The sequence below is a fragment of the Ottowia sp. genome, assembly GCF_047975795.1.
Taxonomy (GTDB): domain Bacteria; phylum Pseudomonadota; class Gammaproteobacteria; order Burkholderiales; family Burkholderiaceae_C; genus Ottowia.
This window is the reverse complement of record NZ_JBKEEE010000008.1, coordinates 21776-45287: the sequence shown is the minus strand read 5'-3', so window position 1 is coordinate 45287 and position 23512 is coordinate 21776. Positions and strand designations below refer to the sequence as shown.

Here is a 23512-nt window from a genome sequence, read left to right as displayed (position 1 = left end):
TCGATAGCTTTTAAGGCTTGATTGGCAGGATGAATAGTTCGTTCAAGCCGAACCCCCCTCGTCGCTCGCGGAGCGGCTTAGCTCGTTATGTCGGCAACTCCAACGTTTCTTTGATTTCTTCCATCACCACATAGCTGTTGCTTTGTGCGGGCACGGGAATTTTCTTCAAGATTTGTGCCAGCAGTTCGCGGTATTCGCTCATGGCTGCCAGGCGCGCTTTGATGAGGTAGTCAAACCGGCCTGAGACCAGGTGGCATTCGAGCACACGCGGCTCGTGCAGCAACTCGCCGCGCAGTTTTTCAAACAGTTCGCCCGATTTGGACGACAAGGTCAGCTCCACAAACACCAGCAGCGGCCTGCCCAGTGCGGCAGGGTGGACATGGGCGTGGTAGCCGGTGATGACGCCCGCGCGCTCCAGTCGGCGCACGCGCTCGGCCACGGGCGAAGTGGACAAGCCCACTTCTTGCGCCAGCTCGGTCAGCGGCAGGCGGCCCTGGCGTTGCAAGGCGGCGAGGATTTTGCGGTCGATGCGGTCGGTTTGAAGCTCGGGCGGGGGCATGGTCATGGGGTTTGCTGCGCAGCAGGTGGCAAGAGGATGAAATCAGTGCTTTCAACTTTAATATCAGATAATTTCAGTGATATTTACTGATGCCATCGTCCTACAGTTCGTACATCACTGCAAGCAGTGCTTTCCAGCGTTCAGGAGTTCGGCATGAAAGTCATCGTTTTGGGCGGCGGCGTGGTCGGCATCACGACTGCGTATTACTTGGCTCGCGGCGGCGCACAGGTCACTGTGGTCGAGGCCCAGAGCGGCCCAGCGCTGGAAACCAGTTTTGCCAATGCGGGACAGGTCTCGCCCGGTTATTCCACCCCCTGGGCTGCGCCCGGCATTCCAGTCAAGGCCATGAAATGGTTGCTGCAACGCCATGCACCGTTGTCTATCCGTGCTGATGGCAGCTTGTTTCAGTGGCGCTGGATGGCGCAGATGCTGCGCAATTGCACCAGCGCGCGCTACGCCATCAACAAAGAGCGGATGACCCGTGTGGCCGAATACAGCCGCGACTGCTTGAGGCAGTTGCGTGCCGACACCGGCATCGCCTACGACCAACGCACACGCGGCACGCTGCAAGTATTCCGCTCGCCCAAACAGTTGCAAGCCGCCCAGCGCGACATCGCCGTGTTGCAAAGCTGTGGCGTGCCCTACCGCTTGCTGTCCGCACACGAGCTGCCCGAGATCGAACCCGCATTGGCCAACGCTCCCGGTCTGCTGGGGGGCCTGCACCTGCCGGGCGACGAAACCGGCGACTGCCACCAGTTCACCCATCAACTGGCCAAGCTGGCAAGCGACTTGGGCGTGCGGTTTCGCTGGAATACCACCGTACACGGGCTGATGCGCCAGGGCCGCCATGTCACGGGCGTGCAACTGGACAGCGCCGACTTGCTGCAAGCCACCGTGCTGCCTGCTGATCGCGTGGTGGTGGCGCTGGGCTGCGCTTCGCGCGAGTTGTTGAGCACGCTGGGGCTGGACTTGCCGGTGTACCCGGTCAAGGGCTATTCGCTCACCGTGCCTATCGTGGACGAGGCCCGCGCGCCGCAATCCACGGTGATGGACGAAACCTACAAAGTCGCCGTTACCCGCTTGGGCAACCGCATCCGGGTTGGCGGCATGGCCGAGTTGGCGGGTTTTGACAAGCGACTGAATCCGCGTCGCCGCGAAACACTGGAAATGGTGGCCAATGGCCTGTTCGCGGGTGCTGGCGATTGGCCTGCGGCGCAGTTCTGGACGGGCCTGCGCCCTATGACGCCCGACGGCACCCCCATCCTGGGCCGTGCGCCAGGTTGGGACAATTTGCTCATCAACACCGGCCACGGCACCCTGGGCTGGACCATGGCCTGCGGCTCGGGCAAGCTGGTGGCGGATGTGGCGCTGGTGCGTGTACCCGATATTTCAGCAGCGGGCTTGGGACTGGAGCGCTATGCGGGTCTTCGCCCCAATTTTCGCCCAAGCCTTCACCCCAATGATCCCGGGCAGCCAAAACCAGTCGGCCTTTGGACTTGATCGGGGCATCAATCTGCCGCTATCCGTATGGATGATCAATAGCTGATCGCCATCGCTCGCAAATCCACCGTCACCACGGGCTTGCCCAGCACGGCGCTGGCAGCGTGAGCGAATTGAGCGCCCCATTCGGCATCATTGAGCAGGCGTGGCCCGGCGTCGCGGGCGACGACCAGCACTTTGTCGGCCAGCAGCAGCTTGCCAGAGGCACGCAAAGGCTCGCTTTCCAGCGCGATGAACTGGGCGTCGAGCCAGTCGCGGGCTTCGTGCGGGCTGATGGCGGTGGCGGGATCGAGTTCAAAGCGCCATTCGGTACGCTCGTCCTGAATGACGCGGACTTCGCTTTGCATGGTGAGGCCATCTCCTGTAAATCAAAGGTTCCAGGCGGGTGCCGTCTTGGCGAGCACAGCCTGGGCGGTGTGTTTTACTGTAACGGATTGTCGCCTGTTCCTGCACCGAAGATCAGCGCGCACGGCGCTGGCGCACGGCGTCGGACAGCACTTGCAAAATGGTCTGGGTGCCGTCCCAGTCGATGCAGGCGTCGGTGATGCTTTTACCATAGGCCAGTTGGGCCACGTCGTCCTTGCCGGGGGTGAATTTCTGCGCGCCGCCGTGGATGTGGCTTTCAATCATGGCACCAAACACCCTGGTGGAGCCACCCGCAATCTGCTGCGCCACATCGCGCGCCACGTCAAGCTGGCGCTCGGCCTGTTTGTTGCTGTTGGCGTGGCTGAAGTCAACCATGACGGTGGGGCGCAGTTTGGCGGCATCCAGTTCTTTGCAGGCGGCATCGACACTGGCGGCATCGTAGTTGGGCGTTTTGCCGCCGCGCAGGATGACGTGGCAATCTTTATTGCCATCTGTGTGGACGATGGCCACCTGGCCGCTTTTGTGTACCGACAGAAAGTGGTGGCCGCGCGCCGCAGCCTGGATGGCATCGGTGGCGATTTTGATGTTGCCGTCGGTGCCGTTTTTAAAACCAATGGGGGCCGACAGGCCACTGGCCAGCTCGCGGTGCACCTGGCTTTCGGTTGTGCGCGCGCCAATGGCCCCCCAGGCGATCAGGTCGGCAATGTATTGCGGCGAGATCACGTCCAAGAACTCGCTGCCTGCGGGCAGCCCCAGGCGGTTGATCTCGATCAGCAACTGACGGGCGATGCGTAGACCTTCGTCGATGCGGTAGCTTTCGTCCAGATAGGGGTCGTTGATCAAACCCTTCCAGCCAACGGTGGTGCGGGGCTTTTCAAAGTACACGCGCATCACCACTTCCAGCGTGTCGGCGTAATGGTCGCGCAAAGGCTTCAGGCGCTTGGCGTAATCCATGGCCGCTGCGGGATCGTGGATGGAGCACGGGCCGACGATGACCAGCAGGCGATCATCTTTGCCGCTGACCATGCGCCGGATGGCCTTGCGGGTGTTGCCAATCAGTTGCTCGACCGGTGTGTTGCGGATGGGAAAAAAGCGGATCAGGTGCTCGGGTGGGGGCAGGACGGTGATGTCCTTGATGCGCTCATCATCGGTCTGGCTGGTGCGCTCTTGCGCGCGCTGCCAGGCTTGGGTGGGCTGGGCAATGGCTTTGGCGTTCATGGGAATGGGCTTTCCTTTTTTGTTGAATAAAGTGATCGGCTTGCCAACGCGGGGCGGACAATAAAAAACCGCCGGGCTTTGAAAAGCGTCGGCGGTTTGGTCGAAAAGCTGTGCTGGTCAGTGCTTACACAAAAGCCTCTCGTCCGCCGGGACTGAGAACCAAAAGTAAAAGCTGAAAGCAACGCGCTTGTTCATGACGGGGCGACTTTAGCACAGTTGCTGGGTCGCCACTGGAGATGCAGGCAGAGCGATCAAGCATTGAGAAACTCATTTTTTAATAGCCTTGTATGCAATAGCAGCAAGCGAAAATGGCCAGTTTGACTTGCAAATATTCGCTATGCCGTGCCGCCTACCGTCAAGCCTTCGATGCGCAGTGTGGGCTGTCCCACACCGACCGGCACGCTCTGGCCTTCCTTGCCGCAGGTACCAACGCCTGAATCAAGCGCCATGTCGTTGCCGATCATGGTGATTTTTTTCAGCGACTCAGGCCCGCTGCCAACGATGGTGGCTCCTTTGACAGGGTACTGAATTTGGCCGTTCTCGACCCAAAACGCTTCGCTGGCCGAGAATACGAACTTGCCGCTGGTGATGTCCACCTGACCGCCGCCGAAGTTGGTGGCGTACAAACCTTTTTTGATGCTGGCGACGATCTCGCGCGGGTCTTTGTCGCCGCCCAGCATGTAGGTGTTGGTCATGCGCGGCATGGGAATATGGGCGTAGCTTTCGCGGCGGCCGTTGCCGGTGGGTTTGACCTTCATCAGGCGCGCGTTCATGGCATCCTGGATATAGCCTTTCAAAATGCCGTCTTCAATCAGCACGTTGCGCTGGGTGGGGTGGCCTTCGTCGTCCACGTTCAGGCTGCCGCGGCGGTCGGCGATGGTGCCGTCGTCCAGCACCGTCACCCCCTTGGCCGCCACGCGCTGGCCAATGCGGCCACTGAACGCGCTGGAACCCTTACGATTGAAATCGCCTTCCAGTCCATGGCCCACCGCTTCGTGCAGCAGCACACCCGGCCAACCGGGGCCAAGCACCACCGTCATCTCTCCTGCGGGGGCTGGGCGCGATTCAAGATTAGTCAATGCAGCCGTGACCGCCTCATCCACGTAGTGCGTGGTCAACGCATCATCAAAGTAAGCCAAACCAAAGCGGCCACCGCCGCCAAATGACCCCACCTCACGCCGCCCGTTTTGCTCGGCAATCACCGTGACCGACAGGCGCACCAGCGGACGTACATCGGCAGCCAGTGTGCCGTCCAGCCGGGCAATCAACACCACGTCGTACTCGCTGGCCAGCCCGGCCATGACCTGCACGATGCGCGGGTCTTTGGCGCGCGCGCGTTGTTCCACTTTTTCCAGCAAAGCGACTTTGGCCGCGCTGTCCAAAGTGGTGATCGGATCCAGCTCGGGGTACAGCACACGGCTTGCCGCTACGCGGCGTCTCGCCAATTGGATGCGCTTGTTCTGATTCGCTTGGCCAATAGTGCGCACGGTGCTGGCCGCATCGGCCAATGAGCTGGCTGAAATGTCGTCCGAATAGGCAAACGCGGTTTTTTCACCCACCACCGCCCGCACGCCCACGCCTTGGTCAATCGAAAAGCTGCCGGTTTTGACAATACCTTCTTCCAGGCTCCAGCCCTCGCTGCGCGTGTATTGAAAGTACAAATCCGCATCGTCAACCCGGTGCGTGGCAATCTGCGCCAGGGTTTGGCCCAAATCGGCCTCGGTCAAACCAAAAGGCTGAAGCAGTAACTGGCTGGCCGTCGCCAGCCGTTCAAGCGTAGGGTCTCGGGAAATCATGGGCCGATTGTCCACCATGCGAAGAAAAAGTCCGCTCAACTGCGACATTCCAAGTCGTTGCCTGAGCCTAGATCCAGCAGTTGATCGCTTGAGTTCTTCTTGAAAGCCGCGTGAATACGCAACTTTCTGCCCTTTCCTACGCTCACCTTGAAGATCAAGGCGCTACGCACCCACTGGCACTGCGCTCACCTTACTTCGCCCAGCGCTTGCCCCAACGCCCCAACCAGTCGGTCAATTTCGGCCTTTTCGCTGATGAACGGCGGTGCGAGCTGAATGGTGTCGCCGCCGTAACGCACGTAAAAGCCTTTCTTCCAGCAGGCCATGGCGATCTCGAACGGACGTTTGGCAGGCTCGCCCGGTGCGGCGGCGATGGTGATGCCGGCCGCCAAGCCATAGTTGCGAATGTCGACCACGTGCGGCGCACCTTTCAGACTGTGCACGGCGGCTTCAAAGTGTGGTGCCAGGGCCTTGGCGCGGCCGGGGCCGTCTTCGCGCCCCAGCAAATCCAGCGTGGCCAGGGCGGCGGCGCAGGCAACGGGGTGGGCGGAGTAGGTGTAGCCGTGGGCAAATTCGAGCATGTAATCCGGCCCGCCTGCGGCCATGAAGGTGTCGTAAATGCCTTTGCTGGCGATGACGCCACCCAGCGGCTGTACGCCGTTGGTGACTTGTTTGGCAAAGGTCATCAAGTCGGGCGTGACGCCAAAGGCTTGCGAGCCGGTCATCGCGCCGCAGCGGCCAAAGGCGGTAATCACTTCATCAAAGATCAGCAAAATGTCGTGCTGGGTGCAGATTTCGCGCAGGCGCTGCAAGTAGCCCACGGGCGGAATCACGACACCGGCAGAGCCTGAAAACGGCTCGACGATGACGGCAGCGATGTTGCTGGCGTCGTGCAGGTTGATGATGTCGAGCAGCCGGTCGGCCAGCGCACGGCCCCCATCGGCAGGTTGGCCTTTGGCAAAGGTGCCTGCGGGCGGTTGAGTGTGCGGCAGGTGGTCGGCGGGCACGGTGGGGCCGTAGAGCTTGCGATTGGCGGACAGCCCACCCACGCTGATGCCACCAAAGTTGACGCCGTGGTAGCCCTTTTCGCGCCCCACCAGCAAGGTCTTGCCACCCTGGCCTTGCAGACGCCAATAGGCGCGCGCCATCTTCAGTGCGGTGTCGGCGGCTTCGGAGCCGCTGGCGGTGAAGAACACGTGGTCCAGGCCGTCTGGTGTCAAAGATTTCAGCCGGTTGGCCAGCTCGAACGACAGCGGGTGACCAAACTGGAAGGCGGGCGAATAATCCAGCGCAGCCGCCTGGCGGCCGACGGCCTCGGCGATCTCGCGCCGCCCATGACCTAGGCCACAGCACCACAGACCGGACAGACCATCAAAAATCTGGCGACCTTCGTGGTCGGTGTAATACGCGCCTTGTGCACCAGTGATGAGGCGCGGCTCGCGCAGAAACTGGCGGTTGCCGGTAAAGGGCATCCAGTGCGCGGCCAGCCATTCGGCGTCCTGGCGGGGTGCAGCGGATGGCATGGCAGTGGCTGCCGTGATAGGGGTGGCGATGGTGTTCATCTGCGTATCCTTGAACCTTGAAAGCAAGTCAACAGACCATGATCGGTCTGTGCGAGCTGATGACTCCACAGGATAGCGCGTTATGCACACCGATGCCAAAGCATCCTTCGCTGGACGATCGCTGCGGCACAACGCCACAGCATGACGGTTTTGGACAGAGGTAACGGGCGTCAGCGGGCCGCAAAGCGCCGCTTCTGGCGACGTGCCGACCAGCCGCCCGCCACCAGCACCGGCGGCAGCAGCAGCCACCAGGAGCCGACGGGCACGGCGGTGACGCCTGCGCCTGCCGGGGTGCTGCCAGCTGTCACCACGATGGTGGCCGTGGCCGTCACGCAAGCCGCAGGTGCGCTGGCCGCGCGCACGTCGCACAGCTCGTAAGCATAGGCGTAGGTGCCGGGCGTGGTGCCTGCGGCAATCGTGACCGTGCCATCGGCTGCCATGGTGATCGAACCCGCCGCAGGCGCGGGTGCTGCGCCTGGGGTGATGGAGTAGTTGGGTGCAACCGGCAGCACGCCGCCCACATAGTCGTTGGCCAGCACGGCGGTGGTGGTCACGCTGGCGGTATTGATCGCCGAATAGCTGTCGTCCACCGCCACCGGCAGGCTGCGCACGCCAAAGCCGATCCACTCGCGGTAGGTAAAGCCCACCACGGTAGAAGTGGGGTTCTGCCAATTGCCCTGCTGATTGCCCGTCAACCCCACCGTGACCGTGGTCGCATATGGAAAATCAAACCGGTACTGTGACAGATCGTTGGCCACGCCATAGATCTGCACTTCATCGCCACTGGCCAGAGTGGTCGATGCCGCCAATGGGTCGCAATTGGCCGCTGGCGTGACGTTGCGAACTATTGGGTTCGGGCACGACGGCAACAACGGGTCACGCACCTGTGGGATGACCAAGCCCCCAATGGCCGTTCCGTTGGCGTCTTTCATTTCCACATCGGGGTTGGCCGCCAGAACGCCCGACGACGGTGTGCCTGACACCGGCGCGGCGCCCGAAAAACCCAGAACCATTCGTGCGATATCGCTATTGCCCGTTGGCAAGCTGCCATCGACCGCACCTTGCACCACCTCCGTCAGCAGTCCGGCGTTCGGCAGATCAGGCACCAGCGTCAGTTGGTAAGTGAAATGACCGGGAGGGGGATGGGTGGTGGTGCATCCGGTGGCGTTGGGCCGTATCCCACAAGTTGCATTGGCCGCCGTGATGCCTGTGCCGTTGGTAAAAAACTCAGGGTTGCCCGGGTGGCCGCCCACCGCCGTGCGCTCCAGCGTGAACGTGCCAGTGTCGCCCTGGGGGGTGGTGAAAGTGCCCGTTACCGTCGTCAGCGTGCCTACGGCAGGGTCGGTCGACGGCAGGGCTGTTGCCACGCCCGTGCCCGCAAACGTGCCCGACCCATTGATGGCCCAGGCGGGCGCGGCCAGCAACCCAATGGCCAAACCTATGGCGGAAATGGTGAAACGAGGGGTGCGCTCAGCGACGCAATGGCGGCGTGTCATGTTGGTCTCTCCCTGTTTGGTACGCGAACCACTATACCCCTCACGAATACCAATGGCTTTACCACACCCCGCAATCCGGTGCGTTTGAGATATTGTTTGACGAATAGCTGATTTTCCGAGGCCGCTTCAACACAGGACGACAACCCGCACCGGAGGGTTGAGTTCAGTCTCAAATCAGGCTTTGTGGCCTGCTGTAAGTGGTCTGCATGCCCGGCACCATTGGAATGGCCACCACTTTCATGACGCCTCACCGGCTTTGGGCATCGTCGGCGCGCTGTTGGCGGGCACCGGTGCCGATGCGGGATCAAGCGCCGTGCGTGCGGCGCGCTCGCGCGCATCAGCGGGCGTGACTTGAGGGTCTGTCCATGTTCCGCTGATGTCAAATTCGCGCGTGGCCGCACGGTTGATCGGCTCTTTGAGCACCAGTTGCGCCACAAACGCGCCCAGGCCAATCACCGGATTGATCGCCGCCGCTGCCAACGCCGCCGTGCCTGCGTCAATGTCGGGCACCACCAGCACGTGCAGGTTTTGCGTTTCCTTGTCGAGGTCGGCACTGCCTTCCATCAGCACGGCGGCGTTGACCCCTTTCATTTGCAGGTTGCGGGTTTGCGCCACACCGCTTTGCACACCGACATCCCCGCGCACAAAGTCAAACGCAAAGCCCGACGAAAACACGTCGCGAAAATCCATGCTCAAGCGCCGCGGCAGCGCTTGCAGGCTGATGACGCCCAGCAGCTTGCCAATACCAGGGCTGGCTTTGAGAAACTGGCCCGCGCCCATGTCCACCCGCAACTGACCCTGCATGCTGGGGTAATGCGGCGTGGCGGGCGCACCTTCCCAACCGATGTTGCCCGACAGCTTGCCCTGCCCGCGCGCCAGCACGCCGGGCATGTTCAGCCGCGTGAGCAAAGCGCCCGCGTCGCGGACGTCCAAATCGAAGTCCAGTTCGGTGCGGCGCGCATCGTTGCGGCGCACGCTGGCCCCCGCATTTGCTGCGCCGGTGTCTTTGCCCACGTCGGGCCGCGCCGCACGTGCGCCTGCGGCCCAATAGCCGCTGGCGGTAAAAGTGGCCTCGGGCGTGCGCAGCGACAGGCTGTTGAGTTGCCAGTCCTGCCTGCTACCCGCACCTGCAGCCACCATGCCTGCACGGGTTGAATCGCGGTTCACCGCCTGCACCTCCAGCCGCCCCAGTTTTTTGTCGCGCAACTCAAAATCGTCCACCACGATGTCCAGCGCCGGCATGTTGGACGGTGGCTCGGTCAGCAGCGAAGTTTGCTCCGGCGTGGCCTCTTCAGGCACCGACAGGCGCGTCAATCTTGCTTGCACCTTGCCTGGACGCTGGTTTTCGCCTTCGCTGTAGGCGATGCGCCCGGCCAGCTCGCGCGCCTGAATGTTGGTGCGCCAGGTGCTGCCTTCACGCGCGCCATGGGCTACCAGATCATGCAAGCTGCGCTCGTGCACCCGCAGCTCGCCCACCCGCAGCGCCCAGGTGTTGGGTACATACGCGCGGCTGGCCAAACCGGGCGTGGCGCTGGCCTGTGGTGGCGTTGGTGCCGTTGTGCTGCTGTTTTCCTCCCTGCCCAGCCGGGACTGCACCGCCAACCAGGCATCGACGTCCAGTTGCGGCAACTGCAACTGCCCTATGACGCCGGATGCGGGTAACGACAGGTTTTTGGTGACCTGCGGTCCCACCCCAATGGCACCGCGCAGCACGCGCGCGGGCAAGGTGGTGTCGTCCAGCTCATAGTCCAGCGCCAGCCGGTCGGCCAGCGTGGCACGCACACGTTCGCGGCTGGTGCGCCCAGAGGCGGCGGGCTGCCGACGCGCGTCATAGCGCAGCGGCCACGCCGCATCGGCGGCTTTGTCCAGCGGGGGGGGCAAATCCAGCGTGATGCCTTTCAGGTCGCTGGTCACCAGCACGTCCGGCCCGTCGGCATGAAAGCCCACCACCGCCTCATACGCCGCGCTGCCGCGGGCCACTTCGGCAATGGCGGGCACGGGTGCCCAGTCTTTCATGGTGCGCAGCGCTTCGGCGCTGGCCGTGCCGCTGGCGCGCAGCACCACGGATGGCGCGCCTTGAATGCCGGATGTCGCCTCCGGCTGCAAGCCACCGCTGATGCGCGCATCGCCGCCCAGCATGCGCACCTGCGCGTCCTGCACCGTAAAACCGCTTTGCGAAAACGCCACTGTGCCGCGCGCCTGCCCCAGCATGGGCGACGCGGGCGAAATGCGCACGTCGTTGCCCTGCAAAGTGGCCAGCCCGTCCACCTGGGCTTTGTCGATATCGTCTACCGGCAAATCCAGCTCCAGCCGCAGTGCGGCATCACCGGTGCCGGTGGCCTGATCGAGCAGCCCGTCGATAAAGCCCGATACGGGCGATTGGCGCACGATGCCCAGCGCCGCCGTCAGTGGCCCCCGGCTTTCGGCCTGCACCTGCACGCGGGCGTGTTCCATGTCGGCGATGCGGGTTGTGATGTCGGTAAATTGCCAGCCCGGGTGACCCTTGACCTTGGCCGTGGCCCCACGCACCTGCATGCTGCCCCGGTCAAACACCAGCTCGCCCGACAAGCCTTCCAGCGCGGGCCAGGCCGCTTGCCCCTTGGGCTGCAAAAACGTCGGCACATAGGCCAGGGTCACGCCCGACACTTTGCCTGCAAACCTGAATTCGCCCACAGCAGGCTGCCGGTCAAAAGGCACATCGTTCAATGGCCCCTTGATGCGCACCGCAAAATCCCGCGCTTCGCCTTTTTGCACGGCATCGCGCACGTAACGCCGCGCATCGGCAGGAATCACCAGCGGCAGATAGCGGTGCACCCGCGCGCCATTGGCCCGGCTGAAAGCGCCTTTCAAGTCCAGCACACCGGGCAACGTGGGTTTTCCTTCACGCCCAGACTCAGACGTTTTCCAATGCGCCTGAAAGCTGCCCGTGGCATCGGCGTTGCGCAGGTTCAGCTCGTCCACGTCCGCTTCGATTTGCTGGCCCTGCACCCGCCAGCGCGTTTTCAGGTTCAGCTCATCCAGCGCAATGCGTGGCTCTTCCAGCACGCCGGGCAAGGTGACGGCACCATCTTTCACCGTCAAGCTGGCCTGCCCGCCGGTGCGACTGGCGGTCACCTCCAGTGCCGCGCCTTCCAGGCTGGGCCAGGCTGCACTGGCGGGTTGACTGCCCGGTGCAGACGCCGCACCGACGCCCACCGACAGCGCCGACACGCGCGCCTGCACGTTCCAGTCGCGCGGCGCATCCAGCGCGCCGTCCCAGTGCGCGCTCAAACTGTCCACCATGCCTTGCAGCGGATGGGCTTGCAGGCGTTCGCGCACGTTGTCAGGCAACGGCAGGCTGAGGGCGATACGGCCCAAGGCCGCCAGATCCAGCTTGTCGCTCCGCAATTGGCCGCCTGCGGCCTGGCCGTTGCGGCCATCGCGGTAATGCAAGGCCAGATTGCCGCCCGGCCAGGTCGCACCTGCGGCGTCCACAAAATGCAGATTGCGGGTGTCAAACACCATCTCGCCGTTCAAATCGCGCCAGCCCAGACGCCCGCCCAGGTTGGCAAAGGCCAGCGGGGCCAGACGCTCGCCAAAGCTGACCGACACCGCATCCAGTTGCAAATCGGCCGTGGCGCTGACCACCGCGCCGCGCTGCACCTCGGCCCAGGCGCGCAGTGCGCCACGGCCTTCGCGCAAATCGGCCCCCCAGTCGGCGCGCAGATCGACGTAGCGGCGCAACTCGGACACATCGGTGCGCGGCAGGTGCACGAACACTTGGCCCACCCAATCGCGCCAAGCCCCCGCATGGCGGCTGAACACCGGTTGGCGAAACTGCCCTATCACCGTCAGCCGCTGCTCGCCCCAGCCCTGCGGCGGCAGCGCATCCAGCCGTATCTGGTGCTGCCGCCTGCCATTGCGCAGCACCACCTGCACGCCTTGCAGGGCCACCGGCGGCGCATCGCGCTGCTCGTCTACCCAAGTGATGCGCCCGCCGCGCAGCACCAGCTCAGGCTGCGAGAAAACCCAGTCTGCGGCGGCGTGATTGGCCCCGCTGCCTGCTGCACTGCCGCCCGACAGGTCGATGCCGCCCACCAGCAAGCGGCCATCGGCTGTGCGGCGCAATTGCAGATCGGGCTGGTCAATCACCAGTTGGGCCAACTCGCCCTTGGCCAGTGACAGCACCGAAAACGCCACCAGCACACTGGGCAGCCGCAAGCCCACCTGCCCCTGGGTGTCGTGAATGCGCACTTCGTGCAGCGACACGGCAGGCATCAGCGCGTTGGATTCCGCCGTGATGGCTCCAATCGTCACCGACGCACCCACCGCGCGCGAGGCCAGCGCCTGAAGCCGAGGGCGGAAGTCGTCGATTCGCGGCACAATCACCCAATGCAGGGCCGACCATGCCAGCACCGCCAGCAAGGCCAACGCCGCCAGGCCACGCAAGGCCCAGCGCATCAGCACGGCAAAAAAGTGAATGGAAAACTGGGCCAACGGTGTCCAAAGGTGAGATGAGCAGGCCGCCACCAGAGGGTGTCAGCGGATCGCGCCAAGAAGAAGACCATCCTTTAAGACCAGTCGACCCGCAGCAAAGGAAATTATGACCCGCAGCGACGTTGCCAGTTCCCATCCCCACCCCCATGTCCATGCAGCATTGTCAGCAGGTGTGCCAGACAGCGCCGTCCATTCGCGTCTGGTGCAGCGTCTGCGCCGCCGCTACGCCGATGAACTGGCGCTGCTGCCCGCTGGCGCGCCCACCTGCGCCAGCATGACCGCCTGCCTGGCGGCGCTGGCCGAGCGCGGCCATGACCTCAGCGCGCGCTTGCGCATCCTGCGCCAGTTGGTGATGGAACGGCTGGTGGTGCTGGACTGCGAGCAGGGCGCGCCACTGGCCGACGTAACCCGCGCCGTGACCGAGCTGGCCGAGCTGGCCCTGGACGCCGCCTGCGAAGACGCTTTTGCCCAACTGGACGAGCGCCACGGCGTGCCCACCACCGAGTCCGGCCAGCGCGCCAACCTGTGGGTGATTGGCATGGGCAAGCTGGGCGCGCGCGAGTTGAACGTGTCGTCCGACATCGACCTGATCTACATCTACGACGACGACGGCGAAACCACTGGCCGCAGCGATGGCCGGGGCCAAATCTCGGTGCATGAATACTTCACCCGCGCGGTCAAACGCATTCAGGTGCTGGTGGGCGAAACCACCGAACACGGTCTGGTGTTCCGCGTCGATCTGGCGCTGCGCCCCAACGGCAACTCCGGCCCCACGGTGTGCTCGCTGGAGGCGCTGGAAGAATACATGCTGGTGCAAGGCCGCGAATGGGAGCGCTTTGCCTGGATGAAAAGCCGCGCCATCGCGCCGCGCGTGGCCATCACGGGTGGCTCGGCCCAGGCGTTGCGCGGCGCGGTGCTGCCGTTTGTGTTCCGCCGTTATCTGGATTACAGCGTGTTCGAGTCGCTGCGCACGCTGCACCACCAGATCCGCGACCACGCGGCTAAACGCAGTGCCGGTCGGCCCGAACGGGCCAACGACGTCAAGCTCTCGCGCGGCGGCATCCGCGAGATCGAATTCACCGTGCAATTGCTGCAAGTGGTGCGCGGCGGCCAGTTCCCTGAGCTGCGCACCCGCCCCACGCTAGAAGCTTTGCAGCGCGTGGCCCGCGCCGGGCTGATGCCCCAGGCCACCGCCGACGCGCTGGCCCGTGCCTACGTGTTCCTGCGCCAGGTAGAGCACCGCATCCAGTACCTGGACGACCAGCAAACCCATATTTTGCCGACGCAAGATGCTGACTTGGACTGGATCGCCCGCACCATGGGCTTCGACAGCGCCGGCCCGTTTCTGGACGCACTGGGCGCGCACCGCGAACTGGTGGCGCAAGAATTTGACCGCCTGCTGGGCGGCGACGCGCCGTGCAAAGGCTGTCAAAAAGGTGGCACCCAAGCTGATGCCAACCGCCACACGCCGCCTGATTTTGACGCCGTGGCCGCGCTGTTTCCTGACGAGGTGCGCAGCCGCATCGATCAATGGCGCGAACACCCGCGTGTGCTGGCCCTGCGCGAGCAAGCGCGTGGCCGCCTGCTGCGCCTGCTGCAACGCACCGGCCAGTGGCTGGACGAAGGCCGTGTCAGCCAAGACGCCGTGCTGCGCCTGCTGGACTGGGTAGAGCCGCTTTTGCGACGCGAAAGCTACATTGCCCTGCTGCTGGAACGCCCCGCCGTGCACGAGCGGCTGTTGCGCGTGCTGGGCGCGGCGCGCTGGCCCGCACGCTATTTGATGCAGCACCCCGGCGTCATTGACGAGCTGGCCAGCGCCAGCATGCAGGACGAACGCTTTGACACCCGCGCTTTTGAAAGCGAGCTGCAGGCGCGCCATGTCGCCCTGAAAAGCACGGGCGAAGATGACGAAGAAAACCTGCTCAACCTGCTGCGCCGCGCGCACCATGCCGAGCTGTTCCGCACCCTGGTGCGCGACGTGTCGGGCAAGCTCACCGTAGAGCAGGTGGCCGACGATCTGTCCGCCCTGGCCGACGCCACTTTGCGCATCACCGTGCGCTGGTGCTGGCCGCGCCTGCGCCACAAGCACCGCGACGTGCCGCGCTTGGGCGTCATCGCCTACGGCAAGCTGGGCGGTAAAGAACTGGGCTACGGCAGCGATCTGGACATCGTGTTCGTGTTCGACGACGACGACGACAACGCACCCGAAATTTACGGCGCGCTGGTGCGACGGCTGATCAACTGGTTGACGGTAAAAACCGGTGAGGGCGACTTGTTCGAGATCGACACCGCGCTGCGCCCCAATGGCAATTCGGGCCTGCTGGTGACCAGCATCGAAGCCTATGCCGACTATCAGGAAAACCGCGGCAGCAACACCGCCTGGACCTGGGAGCACCAGGCCATGACCAGAGCCAGAATGATTGGCCCCACGCTGGGTGCCGGGCGGCTGGCGCGCGGCGAGGCGGGTGCCGATTCGCCCGAAGCGGCCAACGAAGCCGATGCGTTTGGCGCCGCGCTGATGGCGCGTTTCAACGCCGTGCGCCATGCGGTGGTGACTGCCGGGCGCGACATCCCGGCCTTGCAGCAGGAAATCATCGCCATGCGCCAGCGCATGCGCGATGCGCACCCGGTGCCGGTGGGACAGTTTGACCTCAAGCACAGCCCCGGCGGCATGGTCGATACCGAATTCGTGACCCAATACATGGTGCTGGCCCACAGCCGCACGCACCCCACGCTGGAGCCGAACCTGGGCAACATCACCGTGTTGCGCCTGGCCGAAGAAGCGGGTTTGCTGCCTCAGGGCGTGGGGCTGGCCGCAGGCAACGCCTACCGCAGCCTGCGCCGCCGCCAGCACATGGCGCGGCTGAACGAACAATCCACCCAGGTGGCACCGGACGACATCGCCGCCGAGCGCGATGCCATTCTGGCGCTGTGGGCGGCGGTGTTTGGGGCGGCGCAGGGCGACTGAGCCTAGTGCAGTGTTCGACGCTATCTGGCACATACAAACGCGTCTTTGCCGCCATGACGGCGTTGCTCGTCCTTGCGGGCAGCAAAGCCCGCAGCGCCTTCGCGTCTTGCCTGGCACACCGATCACAGCACCATCGGATGCGTCCAACGGCCGGATCTAGTGTCCTGAGTTGTAAGTTCGTTGAAATGAGAAATCTACCGAAATCGGTACCAGGCAAGGCGCAAAACGCAGCGATACCGGACGGTATCGCGAGGCGTTTGCAACGCCGCATGGTGCCGATTCTCGGTGGATTTGTTCGACGAATTTCCAATTCAGGACACTGGGCTGATAAGCCATTGCTTTTTAGCCGCCACCTGATCCCGGCATGCGCTTGTGCAGTCTGGTGGCGCGCGCCTGGTTGCGGCGCATGCGGATGTTGAGCATTTCAACGGTGAATGAAAATGCCATTCCAAAGTACACGTAACCCTTGGGAATGTGCTGACCAAAGCCTTCGGCAATCAGCAAAATGCCCACCACCACCAGAAACGACAGCGCCAGCATCTTGATGGTGGGGTGCGCGTCCACAAAGTCGCCAATCGGCTTGGCGGCGAACATCATCACCCCGACAGCGGCCACCACGGCAATGACCATGATGGCGATGTCGCCCACCATGCCCACGGCAGTGATGACCGAATCCAGCGAGAACACAATGTCAATGACGGCAATTTGCGCGATCAAGCCCACAAACGAAGCACGCGCGGTGCCAACGATGCCATCGCCATCGGCATCTTCGCCCGGCGTCATCGACTGGTGAATCTCGTGCACGCTTTTCCACAACAGGAACAGGCCGCCGCCGATCAAAATCAAGTCACGCCCCGTCACGCTGACACCAAACAGCGAAAACAGCGGCGTGGTCAACTGCATCACCCAGGTGATGGACAGCAGCAGCAGGATGCGCGTGAGCATGGCAAAACCCAGCCCCAGACGGCGGCCCAGGTTGCGCTGCGCCGGTGGCAGGCGATTGACCAGAATCGAGATGAAGATGATGTTGTCCACCCCCAGCACGATCTCCAGCCCGACCAGCGTGACCAGGGCCACCCAGCCTTGTGCCGTTGACATCCATCCCAGCCAGTCCATGCCGGTCTTCTCCTGTTGCTGCGCCTGATGCGTGCAAAGCTTATACCCCGGCAACGCATTGAGGTGTGATTTTTGCCCCCAAAATTTGTCAGTAAAACTGCCTGATAACGCTGTATTTATAGGCAACTATTGCTATTAAAAATGAAGTTGAAAGATTTCTGCTGCCCATGAGAAAGCGGCCTCGAAGGCCGCTTTTCAGACAAGTATTCACGCCTTGCGCGTCACCAGCGGTTTTGAAAATCGGTGTGAATGTTTTCTGAATAGCTGGTGTTGGCAAACTTGCGCAGAATTTCGGGGGCCATGTACAGGCTGTCTGCAAACAGCCAGTCTTCGGTGTCGGTCACGCCATCGACCAGCGTGGACGTGGTGCAGGTGGTCACGTCGGGCGTGGTGCACACGGCCTCGTTTTGGTGCTCCATGCCGTAGTTGTCGTGGTTGTTGTAGGCCAGGGTGAAGAACTGCGCGGCGTCGAAGTACAGCACGTTGTTGCCCAGATCGGCAATGCTGAGCAGCAAGGCGGTGTTGAAATCATCGGACAAGTCGTTGATCGCGTCTTCCTGATCCAGCCCACGGCCCCAGGGGGTGTGGCCCAGCCAGTACACGCCAGTGACTACCACGTGCGTGGCACCGGCTTCGACCAGGCGGCGCGTTTGCTCGCCCAGCGCGGTGCCAGCGGCCTTGACGGTGGCGGTGGTGGCGTCCGAGATGCCGGTGTCGTTGACGGCGGCCACGATGTCGGACATGCCGCCGTTGATCATCATCACGTCGTTGTCCTGGAATGTGGTGCGTGCCAGCAGGGTGTCGATCTGCTCTTTCACGCTGGGCGCGTTGGTGCCGCTGCTGGTGTCGGCGCTGGCCACGCGGGCATGGCCTTGCGAGTAACCCCAGCCGCCTTCCGATGCGGGCGTGATGGTTTGGTCGTAATGCGAAGCCAGGTACTGGTTCCAGGTCAGTGAGCCGTCGTTGACGGTGTAGCGGTAGCCCAGTTGGCCCACGTCGGTAAAGCCGTCGCCCACCGAGATAAAGCGCTCAGGGTCCAGATCAGACACCACCGAGCCATCGCCGCAGGCGCTGACCAGGGCCGTGCCTGCACAAACCAGCGCCAGGGCGGCGCGTCGAAACCACATCGTTGTCATGAAAAGTGCACTCCAGTTGGCAAGCTGACTAGTTTAACGAGGCTGGGCCGCGCCCGGGTTGTAACGGTGCGCAAAGCCGCCGCAGGCCTGAGGGGCCTGCGCGCACGGGTTTCAAGCCGATGCTGCCGCACGTTGCAGGCGGTCGCGCACGCCGTCCCATTCGGGCGTGTCGGGCAGCGCCTCGACCCAGATCAAGCGCACACCCGCTGCGTCAAATTCGCGCAGCACGGCAAACAGTTGCTGGGCTGCCGTATCGGCATCGTCAGGCATGGGGCGCAGCAGCACATGGCGCGAATCGCTGCGCAGCGGCGTGCGCGCCCACACGGCCATATGGCGTGCGTCAGCGCCCAGCACGCCCAGCGCAGCGCGCAAGTCGCGCGCGCCCATCAGGCGCACTTTGGCCTGCGGCGCATAGTGCGCCAAAAGCGTGCCTGATGCGTGTGGATCAGGCGTTGAAAGCATATTTTTTGAGAGCAGTGGAACACCCGCCGCCTGCTCGATCTGCGCGCGCGTGATGTGCCCTGGGCGCAGCAGCACCGGGGCGCGGCGAGTGCAGTCAACGATGCTGGATTCAATGCCCACGGCGCACGGGCCACCATCGAGCACCATCAGGTCATCGCCCAATTCCGCCACCACGTGCGCCGCTGTGGTGGGGCTGACGCGGCCAAAGCGATTGGCGCTGGGCGCAGCCAGACCGTGGATGCCGCGCGCGGCCAGCGTGGCCAGCAGGCGCTGCGCCACCGGGTGCGACGGGCAGCGCAGGCCGATGCTGGCGTGGCCCCCGGCGGCGGCATCGGCCACGCCGGGGCGGCGCGGCAGGATCAGCGTCAGCGGGCCGGGCCAGAAGGTATCGATCAGTTTCTGGGCAAAGGCGGGAATATCGGCGGCAAAGTGCGCCACGGCTTCGGGGCCTGCCACGTGCACGATCAGCGGGTGGTCGGCCGGGCGGCCCTTGGTGGTAAAGATAGCGCGCACGGCGGCGTCTTGCGCCGCGTCGGCGGCCAGGCCGTAGACGGTTTCGGTCGGCAGGCCAACCAGACCGCCCGCGCTGAGGCGGTCTGCGGCAGTGGCTATGGAGTCAGTGTTGTCTCCGGGCAGCAACATTTCAAAACGCTTCCATGCCCAGCATCTCAGCGGCGCGCAGGGCCTGGGCGCGTACGCTGGCGGCATCGGCCCCGGTGAACGTCAGGTGACCCATCTTGCGCCCTGGCCGCGCCTGGGCTTTGCCGTACAGGTGCAGGTGTGCGCCGGGCAGGGCCAGCAGATCGGCCCAAGGCGGTGTGCGCGCTGCCCCTTCGACATCAAACCACAAATCGCCCAGCAGGTTGAGCATGACGGCGGCGCTGTGTTGGCGTGGCGGCACCAGTGGCAACCCGGTCAGGGTACGCACTTGTAAATCAAACTGCGACTGGTCGCACGCATCCACTGTGTAGTGGCCGCTGTTGTGCGGGCGCGGGGCCATTTCGTTGACGACCAGTGTGCCGCCCTCCAGCACGAAATATTCCACGCACAGAACACCCACGTAATCCAGTTCATTCGCTATGTTTATCGTAGCCTCCTGCGCTTGATGTACCTGCTTTGAAGGCAAATTCTGTTCATAAACCTCGGTCACAGCCAGGATGCCGCTGCGGTGCAAGTTGCGCTGCGCTGGCAAGCTGACCACCTGCCCATCGCGGCCACGGGCGACGATGACCGAGCATTCAGCCGCCAGCGGCAGCAACTGCTCCAGCACGCAGGCCGCACGGCCCATGCGCTGCCAGGCGGCGGCCAGTTCTGCGTGGTTGTTCACACGGGCCTGCCCTTTGCCGTCATAGCCCAGGCGGGCGGTTTTCAAGATGCCGGGCAGCAGGGCCACAGGCACGGCGGCCAAATCAGCCTCAGAGCTGATCACGGCATAGGGCGCGGGGGCCACGCCGCTGCGGGCGGCGCAGCGGGCAAAGTGGGCTTTTTCGCGCACCCGGTCCTGTGCGATGGCCACAGCTTCAGCCACGGGCGATACCGCCAGTGTGCGCGCCAGCGCGGCCAGCGCGGCAGCGGGCACGTTTTCAAATTCAGTGGTGACAGCGTGGGCCTGGGCTGCCAGCTGGTGCAGGGCGTTTTCGTCCTGGTAGTCGGCCTGGATGAAGTGGTGGCTAGCACGACCGGCGGGACTGCTTGGATCGGGATCGAGCACCACAGTGTCGTAGCCCAGCGCCTGTGCGGCGTGCACGAACATGCGGCCCAGCTGGCCGCCACCCAGCACGCCCAGGGTGGCAGCGCGGCCATCGGGCTGTACGCCGGGCAGCAATGGTGAAATGGTGGACATCAGGGTCATGAACCGGCCACCGGCAGCGTCATGGCGCGAGCGGCAGCGGTTTGTTCGGCGCGAAAGGCTTGCAGCCGCTCGCGCAGGTGCCCGTCGTTGCCCGCCAGCATGGCCGCCACAAACAGCGCCGCATTGGCCGCACCCGCCGCGCCAATGGCAAACGTGGCCACCGGCACGCCTTTGGGCATTTGCACAATGCTGTGCAGCGAATCCACGCCCTGCAAATGGCGCGACGCCACCGGCACGCCCAGCACCGGCACCACGGTCTTGGCTGCCAGCATGCCCGGCAGGTGCGCCGCGCCACCGGCTCCGGCAATGATGGCGCGCAGGCCGCGCCCGGCGGCGGCCTCGGCATAGGTAAACATATCGTCGGGCATGCGGTGGGCCGACAGCACACGCGCTTCGTACGCGATGCCAAACTGGTGCAGGATTTCCACGGCGTGCTGCATGGTGTCCCAGTCGCTGCTGGAACCCATCACCACGCCCACGAGGGTGCTCGTCATAAGGCTATTTGAAGGCTATTGCACAATGGCTGCTGGTAAAGCCTGATTTTGCCCCCAAGTCAACACACATGATCAACGTCACCGTACAAAACTTTGAAGCCGAGGTGATCGCCGCCTCGATGCAAACCCCTGTGCTGGTGGATTTCTGGGCACCCTGGTGCGGCCCCTGCAAATCCCTCGGCCCCGTGCTGGAGCAGCTGGAAACCGAATACGCGGGCCGCTTCAAACTGGTCAAGATCGACTCCGACCAAGAGCAGCAATTGGCCGCCGCCTTTGGTATTCGCTCCATCCCCACCTGCATCTTGCTGAAAAACGGCCAGCCTGTGGACGGCTTTGCAGGCGCGCTGCCCGCAGGCCAGGTGCGCCAGTTTCTGGACAAGCACGTGCCCAGCGAAGGCGCTTTGGTGGCCGAGGCCGAAGTGAGCGAAGCCGAGGCTCTGATCGAATCCGGCGACACCCAGGCCGCGCTGGCCAAGTTGGCCGACGCCTTGGCGCAAGACCCGGCCAATGACGACGCCCGCGCCGATTACGTGCGCCTGCTGATCGCCACTGGCGCTTATGAAGAAGCTGCCGCCACTTTGCAAGAGCCGCTGGCGCGCGAGCCACGCCCGCTGCGCTTTGACGCCCTGCGCCGCTGGCTGGATGCGATGCAATTCGTTGAAAAAGACGAGCGCGGCAACTGGCCGCTGGAGCAGTTTGACGCCAAGATAGCCGATAACAAACGCGATTTCGACACCCGCTTTGCCAAAGCCCAGGTGCTGATGGCCGAAGGTAACTGGGCACCTGCCATGGACGAGCTGCTGGACATCATCCTGCGCGACAAAACATGGAACGACGAGATGGCGCGTAAAACCTACGTCGCCATCTTGGAGCTGCTGACCCCACCACCGCCAAAAACTGCTGCTGCCGACGGCAAGAGCGCAGGTGGTATCGAGCTGACCGGCAAGGCCGCCATGCAGGAAGACCCGCAGGCAGCGCTGCTGTCAAGCTATCGGCGCAAACTGAGCATGGCCTTGAACTGAGCTTGACCGCGTTGTGGCGGCCACTCCATGTAGTGGTCACTCATGCGGTGGCAGGCCAAAACGGGTGCGGGTTGCCTCGTCCGGAGATTGCAAAAACGCCATGGCCGAAATCTCCAGATTGCCAACGGCGGTATAGACCACCTGAAACCCGGCCGCCGACAGCACCTTGGTCAGCAACAGGCGGCTGAACCCGGTTTTGTGAGCATAAAAGTCAACACCGCTTTGCTCGATCTGCTTGCCCCAGCCGTACAGCACATCCAGCACCTGAATCGGCCCGCCCGCGCTTTGATACAGCACATCATCGGGTTCCAGGTTGCGAGCAATCGCCGCTTTCATCACCTCCACAATATCGGGCACCCTGATGTGTGCAAAGCCATCTGGCTTGAGCACATGCACGAAGCCCGCTAGCACCTTGGGTACCTCATGCCGGTGGTAGTGCTCCAGGTTGTGCGAGCAATACACGGCGTCGAACTGCGCGCCCGGCGTGGATTGCAACTCACGCGCATCGCACAACAGATCGGGCGAGCCTTTGGGGTCGATGTCGAGCAGCAAGTGCTCATACCCCTCAAAAATCGGTGGCAGCGCAATGGCTTTGGAGTTGCCTCCAACGTTCAATACCTTGCGGCGAACGGTCGAATCTTTTGCAGGGGTTGTGTTCATGGCTTGGGAGGATAGCGGGTCTGTACCAACGAGGTGTGCGCTTGGGATATCAGGGGGCCATCAACACCAGGGCCAGCGCCACATATTCATCCACCGGTACCTCTTCGGCGCGGCGCTGTAAATCGAAGTCGCCGGTAAAGCCTTGGGTTTGCAGCCACTTGCCTAGGCTGTGGCGCAGCAGTTTGCGGCGCTGACTGAAAGCCACTTGTACCAGCTCGGAAAAAGCGGCGACATGAAGCGGTGCAAAGTCGGTGCGAGGCAGCATGCGCACCACGGCGCTGTCCACGCGTGGGGGCGGATTGAACGCAGTGGGCGGCACGAACAGCACATTTTCCATCGCGTAGCGCCATTGCAGCATGACCGACAGGCGGCCATAGTCGGTCGTGGCGGGTGCAGCCACCATGCGGTCAATGACTTCTTTTTGCAGCATGAAGTGCTGGTCTTCGATCACTGGCGCAAACGGCAGCAGGTGGAACAGGATGGGGGTGGAGATGTTGTAGGGCAGATTGCCGCAGACTCTTAATTTTTCAGCTCCTGTTTCTGTAGCTGTTTGCGCTTGTTGTACCTGCGAAAAATCGACTTTCAAGACATCGGATTCAATCACTTCAAGCTGCGGATGCTGGCGCAGCCGTGTGGCCAGGTCACGGTCCAGCTCGATCACCGCAAGCCGCCCCAGGCGTTCTACCAAAGGCTGGGTCAGCGCGGCCAGACCAGGGCCAATTTCCACCATTGCTTGCCCCGGCTGCGGATCAATCGCCCGCACGATGGCATCGATGATGGCCGGATCGGCCAGAAAATGCTGTCCAAAGCGTTTGCGCGGGATGTGTTTCAT

Annotated in this window: 17 protein-coding genes; 3 read left to right on the top strand and 14 right to left on the bottom strand. The window is 63.4% G+C overall.

Going from position 1 to position 23512, the window contains the following annotated elements:
* Positions 1-85 precede the first annotated feature (85 nt).
* The gene (locus ACK5NW_RS00730; protein WP_416924334.1) at positions 86-565 is read right to left on the bottom strand and encodes a winged helix-turn-helix transcriptional regulator; all 480 of its coding nucleotides are present in this window, start codon (positions 563-565) and stop codon (positions 86-88) included.
* A gap of 147 nt (positions 566-712) precedes the next feature.
* Between ACK5NW_RS00730 and ACK5NW_RS00725 the strand changes: the two genes are divergently transcribed.
* Positions 713-2059 carry a D-amino acid dehydrogenase gene (locus ACK5NW_RS00725; protein ID WP_416924333.1) on the top strand — a complete coding sequence of 449 codons (1347 nt, stop codon included), beginning with the start codon at positions 713-715 and terminating at the stop codon, positions 2057-2059.
* Between the two features lie 35 nt (positions 2060-2094).
* On the opposite strand, the gene ACK5NW_RS00720 is transcribed toward ACK5NW_RS00725, so the two are convergent.
* The 6 genes from ACK5NW_RS00720 to ACK5NW_RS00695 all read right to left on the bottom strand — a co-directional run bounded on the left by ACK5NW_RS00720 (position 2095) and on the right by ACK5NW_RS00695 (position 12970).
* The gene (locus tag ACK5NW_RS00720) at positions 2095-2406 is read right to left on the bottom strand and encodes a hypothetical protein (RefSeq protein WP_416924332.1); all 312 of its coding nucleotides are present in this window, start codon (positions 2404-2406) and stop codon (positions 2095-2097) included.
* 112 nt (positions 2407-2518) lie between these two features.
* Positions 2519-3643, bottom strand: a complete 1125-nt coding sequence (locus tag ACK5NW_RS00715) for a 3-deoxy-7-phosphoheptulonate synthase (RefSeq protein WP_416924331.1) — start codon at positions 3641-3643, stop codon at positions 2519-2521.
* A gap of 335 nt (positions 3644-3978) precedes the next feature.
* Complete coding sequence (gene tldD, locus ACK5NW_RS00710) at positions 3979-5439, bottom strand: metalloprotease TldD (RefSeq protein ID WP_416924330.1); 1461 nt, start codon at positions 5437-5439, stop codon at positions 3979-3981.
* A 185-nt stretch (positions 5440-5624) separates the two neighbouring features.
* Positions 5625-6998 (bottom strand): aspartate aminotransferase family protein, encoded by a 1374-nt coding sequence (locus tag ACK5NW_RS00705; RefSeq protein WP_416924329.1) that lies wholly within the window; start codon positions 6996-6998, stop codon positions 5625-5627.
* A 170-nt stretch (positions 6999-7168) separates the two neighbouring features.
* Positions 7169-8494, bottom strand: a complete 1326-nt coding sequence (locus ACK5NW_RS00700; RefSeq protein ID WP_416924328.1) for a hypothetical protein — start codon at positions 8492-8494, stop codon at positions 7169-7171.
* Positions 8495-8731: 237 nt separating this feature from the next.
* On the bottom strand, positions 8732-12970 hold the full coding sequence (locus ACK5NW_RS00695) for a YhdP family protein (RefSeq protein WP_416924327.1): 4239 nt from the start codon (positions 12968-12970) through the stop codon (positions 8732-8734).
* Between the two features lie 106 nt (positions 12971-13076).
* Between ACK5NW_RS00695 and glnE the strand changes: the two genes are divergently transcribed.
* The gene (gene glnE, locus ACK5NW_RS00690) at positions 13077-15938 is read left to right on the top strand and encodes a bifunctional [glutamate--ammonia ligase]-adenylyl-L-tyrosine phosphorylase/[glutamate--ammonia-ligase] adenylyltransferase (RefSeq protein WP_416924326.1); all 2862 of its coding nucleotides are present in this window, start codon (positions 13077-13079) and stop codon (positions 15936-15938) included.
* 342 nt (positions 15939-16280) lie between these two features.
* On the opposite strand, the gene ACK5NW_RS00685 is transcribed toward glnE, so the two are convergent.
* The 5 genes from ACK5NW_RS00685 to purE all read right to left on the bottom strand — a co-directional run bounded on the left by ACK5NW_RS00685 (position 16281) and on the right by purE (position 20998).
* The gene (locus tag ACK5NW_RS00685; protein ID WP_416924325.1) at positions 16281-17054 is read right to left on the bottom strand and encodes a TerC family protein; all 774 of its coding nucleotides are present in this window, start codon (positions 17052-17054) and stop codon (positions 16281-16283) included.
* Positions 17055-17275: 221 nt separating this feature from the next.
* Positions 17276-18190, bottom strand: coding sequence for a GDSL family lipase (locus ACK5NW_RS00680; RefSeq protein ID WP_416924324.1), 915 nt, complete (start codon positions 18188-18190; stop codon positions 17276-17278).
* Positions 18191-18301: 111 nt separating this feature from the next.
* Complete coding sequence (locus tag ACK5NW_RS00675) at positions 18302-19294, bottom strand: L-threonylcarbamoyladenylate synthase (RefSeq protein WP_416924323.1); 993 nt, start codon at positions 19292-19294, stop codon at positions 18302-18304.
* Between the two features lies 1 nt (position 19295).
* Entirely contained in the window at positions 19296-20495 is a 1200-nt protein-coding gene (locus ACK5NW_RS00670) for a 5-(carboxyamino)imidazole ribonucleotide synthase (RefSeq protein ID WP_416924322.1), read from the bottom strand.
* A gap of 5 nt (positions 20496-20500) precedes the next feature.
* Entirely contained in the window at positions 20501-20998 is a 498-nt protein-coding gene (gene purE / locus ACK5NW_RS00665) for a 5-(carboxyamino)imidazole ribonucleotide mutase (RefSeq protein ID WP_416924321.1), read from the bottom strand.
* A gap of 68 nt (positions 20999-21066) precedes the next feature.
* Here purE and trxA point away from each other — a divergent pair, with 68 nt between their 5' ends.
* Positions 21067-22020, top strand: a complete 954-nt coding sequence (gene trxA, locus ACK5NW_RS00660) for a thioredoxin (RefSeq protein WP_416924320.1) — start codon at positions 21067-21069, stop codon at positions 22018-22020.
* A 36-nt stretch (positions 22021-22056) separates the two neighbouring features.
* Here the strand turns inward: trxA and ACK5NW_RS00655 are convergent, their stop codons facing one another.
* Both ACK5NW_RS00655 and rsmA read right to left on the bottom strand, forming a co-directional pair.
* A complete protein-coding gene (locus ACK5NW_RS00655) occupies positions 22057-22680 on the bottom strand; it encodes a class I SAM-dependent methyltransferase (protein ID WP_416924319.1) in 624 nt (207 codons plus the stop codon).
* Positions 22681-22729: 49 nt separating this feature from the next.
* On the bottom strand, positions 22730-23512 hold the full coding sequence (gene rsmA, locus ACK5NW_RS00650; protein WP_416924318.1) for a 16S rRNA (adenine(1518)-N(6)/adenine(1519)-N(6))-dimethyltransferase RsmA: 783 nt from the start codon (positions 23510-23512) through the stop codon (positions 22730-22732).

Coding starts and splice junctions, on each gene's coding strand:
- ACK5NW_RS00730 (WP_416924334.1), bottom strand. CDS start 565: ATGACCATGCCCCCGCCCGAGCTTCAAACCGACCGCATCGACCGCAAA.
- ACK5NW_RS00725 (WP_416924333.1), top strand. CDS start 713: ATGAAAGTCATCGTTTTGGGCGGCGGCGTGGTCGGCATCACGACTGCG.
- ACK5NW_RS00720 (WP_416924332.1), bottom strand. CDS start 2,406: ATGCAAAGCGAAGTCCGCGTCATTCAGGACGAGCGTACCGAATGGCGC.
- ACK5NW_RS00715 (WP_416924331.1), bottom strand. CDS start 3,643: ATGAACGCCAAAGCCATTGCCCAGCCCACCCAAGCCTGGCAGCGCGCG.
- tldD (WP_416924330.1), bottom strand. CDS start 5,439: ATGATTTCCCGAGACCCTACGCTTGAACGGCTGGCGACGGCCAGCCAG.
- ACK5NW_RS00705 (WP_416924329.1), bottom strand. CDS start 6,998: ATGAACACCATCGCCACCCCTATCACGGCAGCCACTGCCATGCCATCC.
- ACK5NW_RS00700 (WP_416924328.1), bottom strand. CDS start 8,494: ATGACACGCCGCCATTGCGTCGCTGAGCGCACCCCTCGTTTCACCATT.
- glnE (WP_416924326.1), top strand. CDS start 13,077: ATGACCCGCAGCGACGTTGCCAGTTCCCATCCCCACCCCCATGTCCAT.
- ACK5NW_RS00685 (WP_416924325.1), bottom strand. CDS start 17,054: ATGGACTGGCTGGGATGGATGTCAACGGCACAAGGCTGGGTGGCCCTG.
- ACK5NW_RS00680 (WP_416924324.1), bottom strand. CDS start 18,190: ATGACAACGATGTGGTTTCGACGCGCCGCCCTGGCGCTGGTTTGTGCA.
- ACK5NW_RS00675 (WP_416924323.1), bottom strand. CDS start 19,294: ATGTTGCTGCCCGGAGACAACACTGACTCCATAGCCACTGCCGCAGAC.
- ACK5NW_RS00670 (WP_416924322.1), bottom strand. CDS start 20,495: ATGTCCACCATTTCACCATTGCTGCCCGGCGTACAGCCCGATGGCCGC.
- purE (WP_416924321.1), bottom strand. CDS start 20,998: ATGACGAGCACCCTCGTGGGCGTGGTGATGGGTTCCAGCAGCGACTGG.
- trxA (WP_416924320.1), top strand. CDS start 21,067: ATGATCAACGTCACCGTACAAAACTTTGAAGCCGAGGTGATCGCCGCC.
- ACK5NW_RS00655 (WP_416924319.1), bottom strand. CDS start 22,680: ATGAACACAACCCCTGCAAAAGATTCGACCGTTCGCCGCAAGGTATTG.
- rsmA (WP_416924318.1), bottom strand. CDS start 23,512: ATGAAACACATCCCGCGCAAACGCTTTGGACAGCATTTTCTGGCCGAT.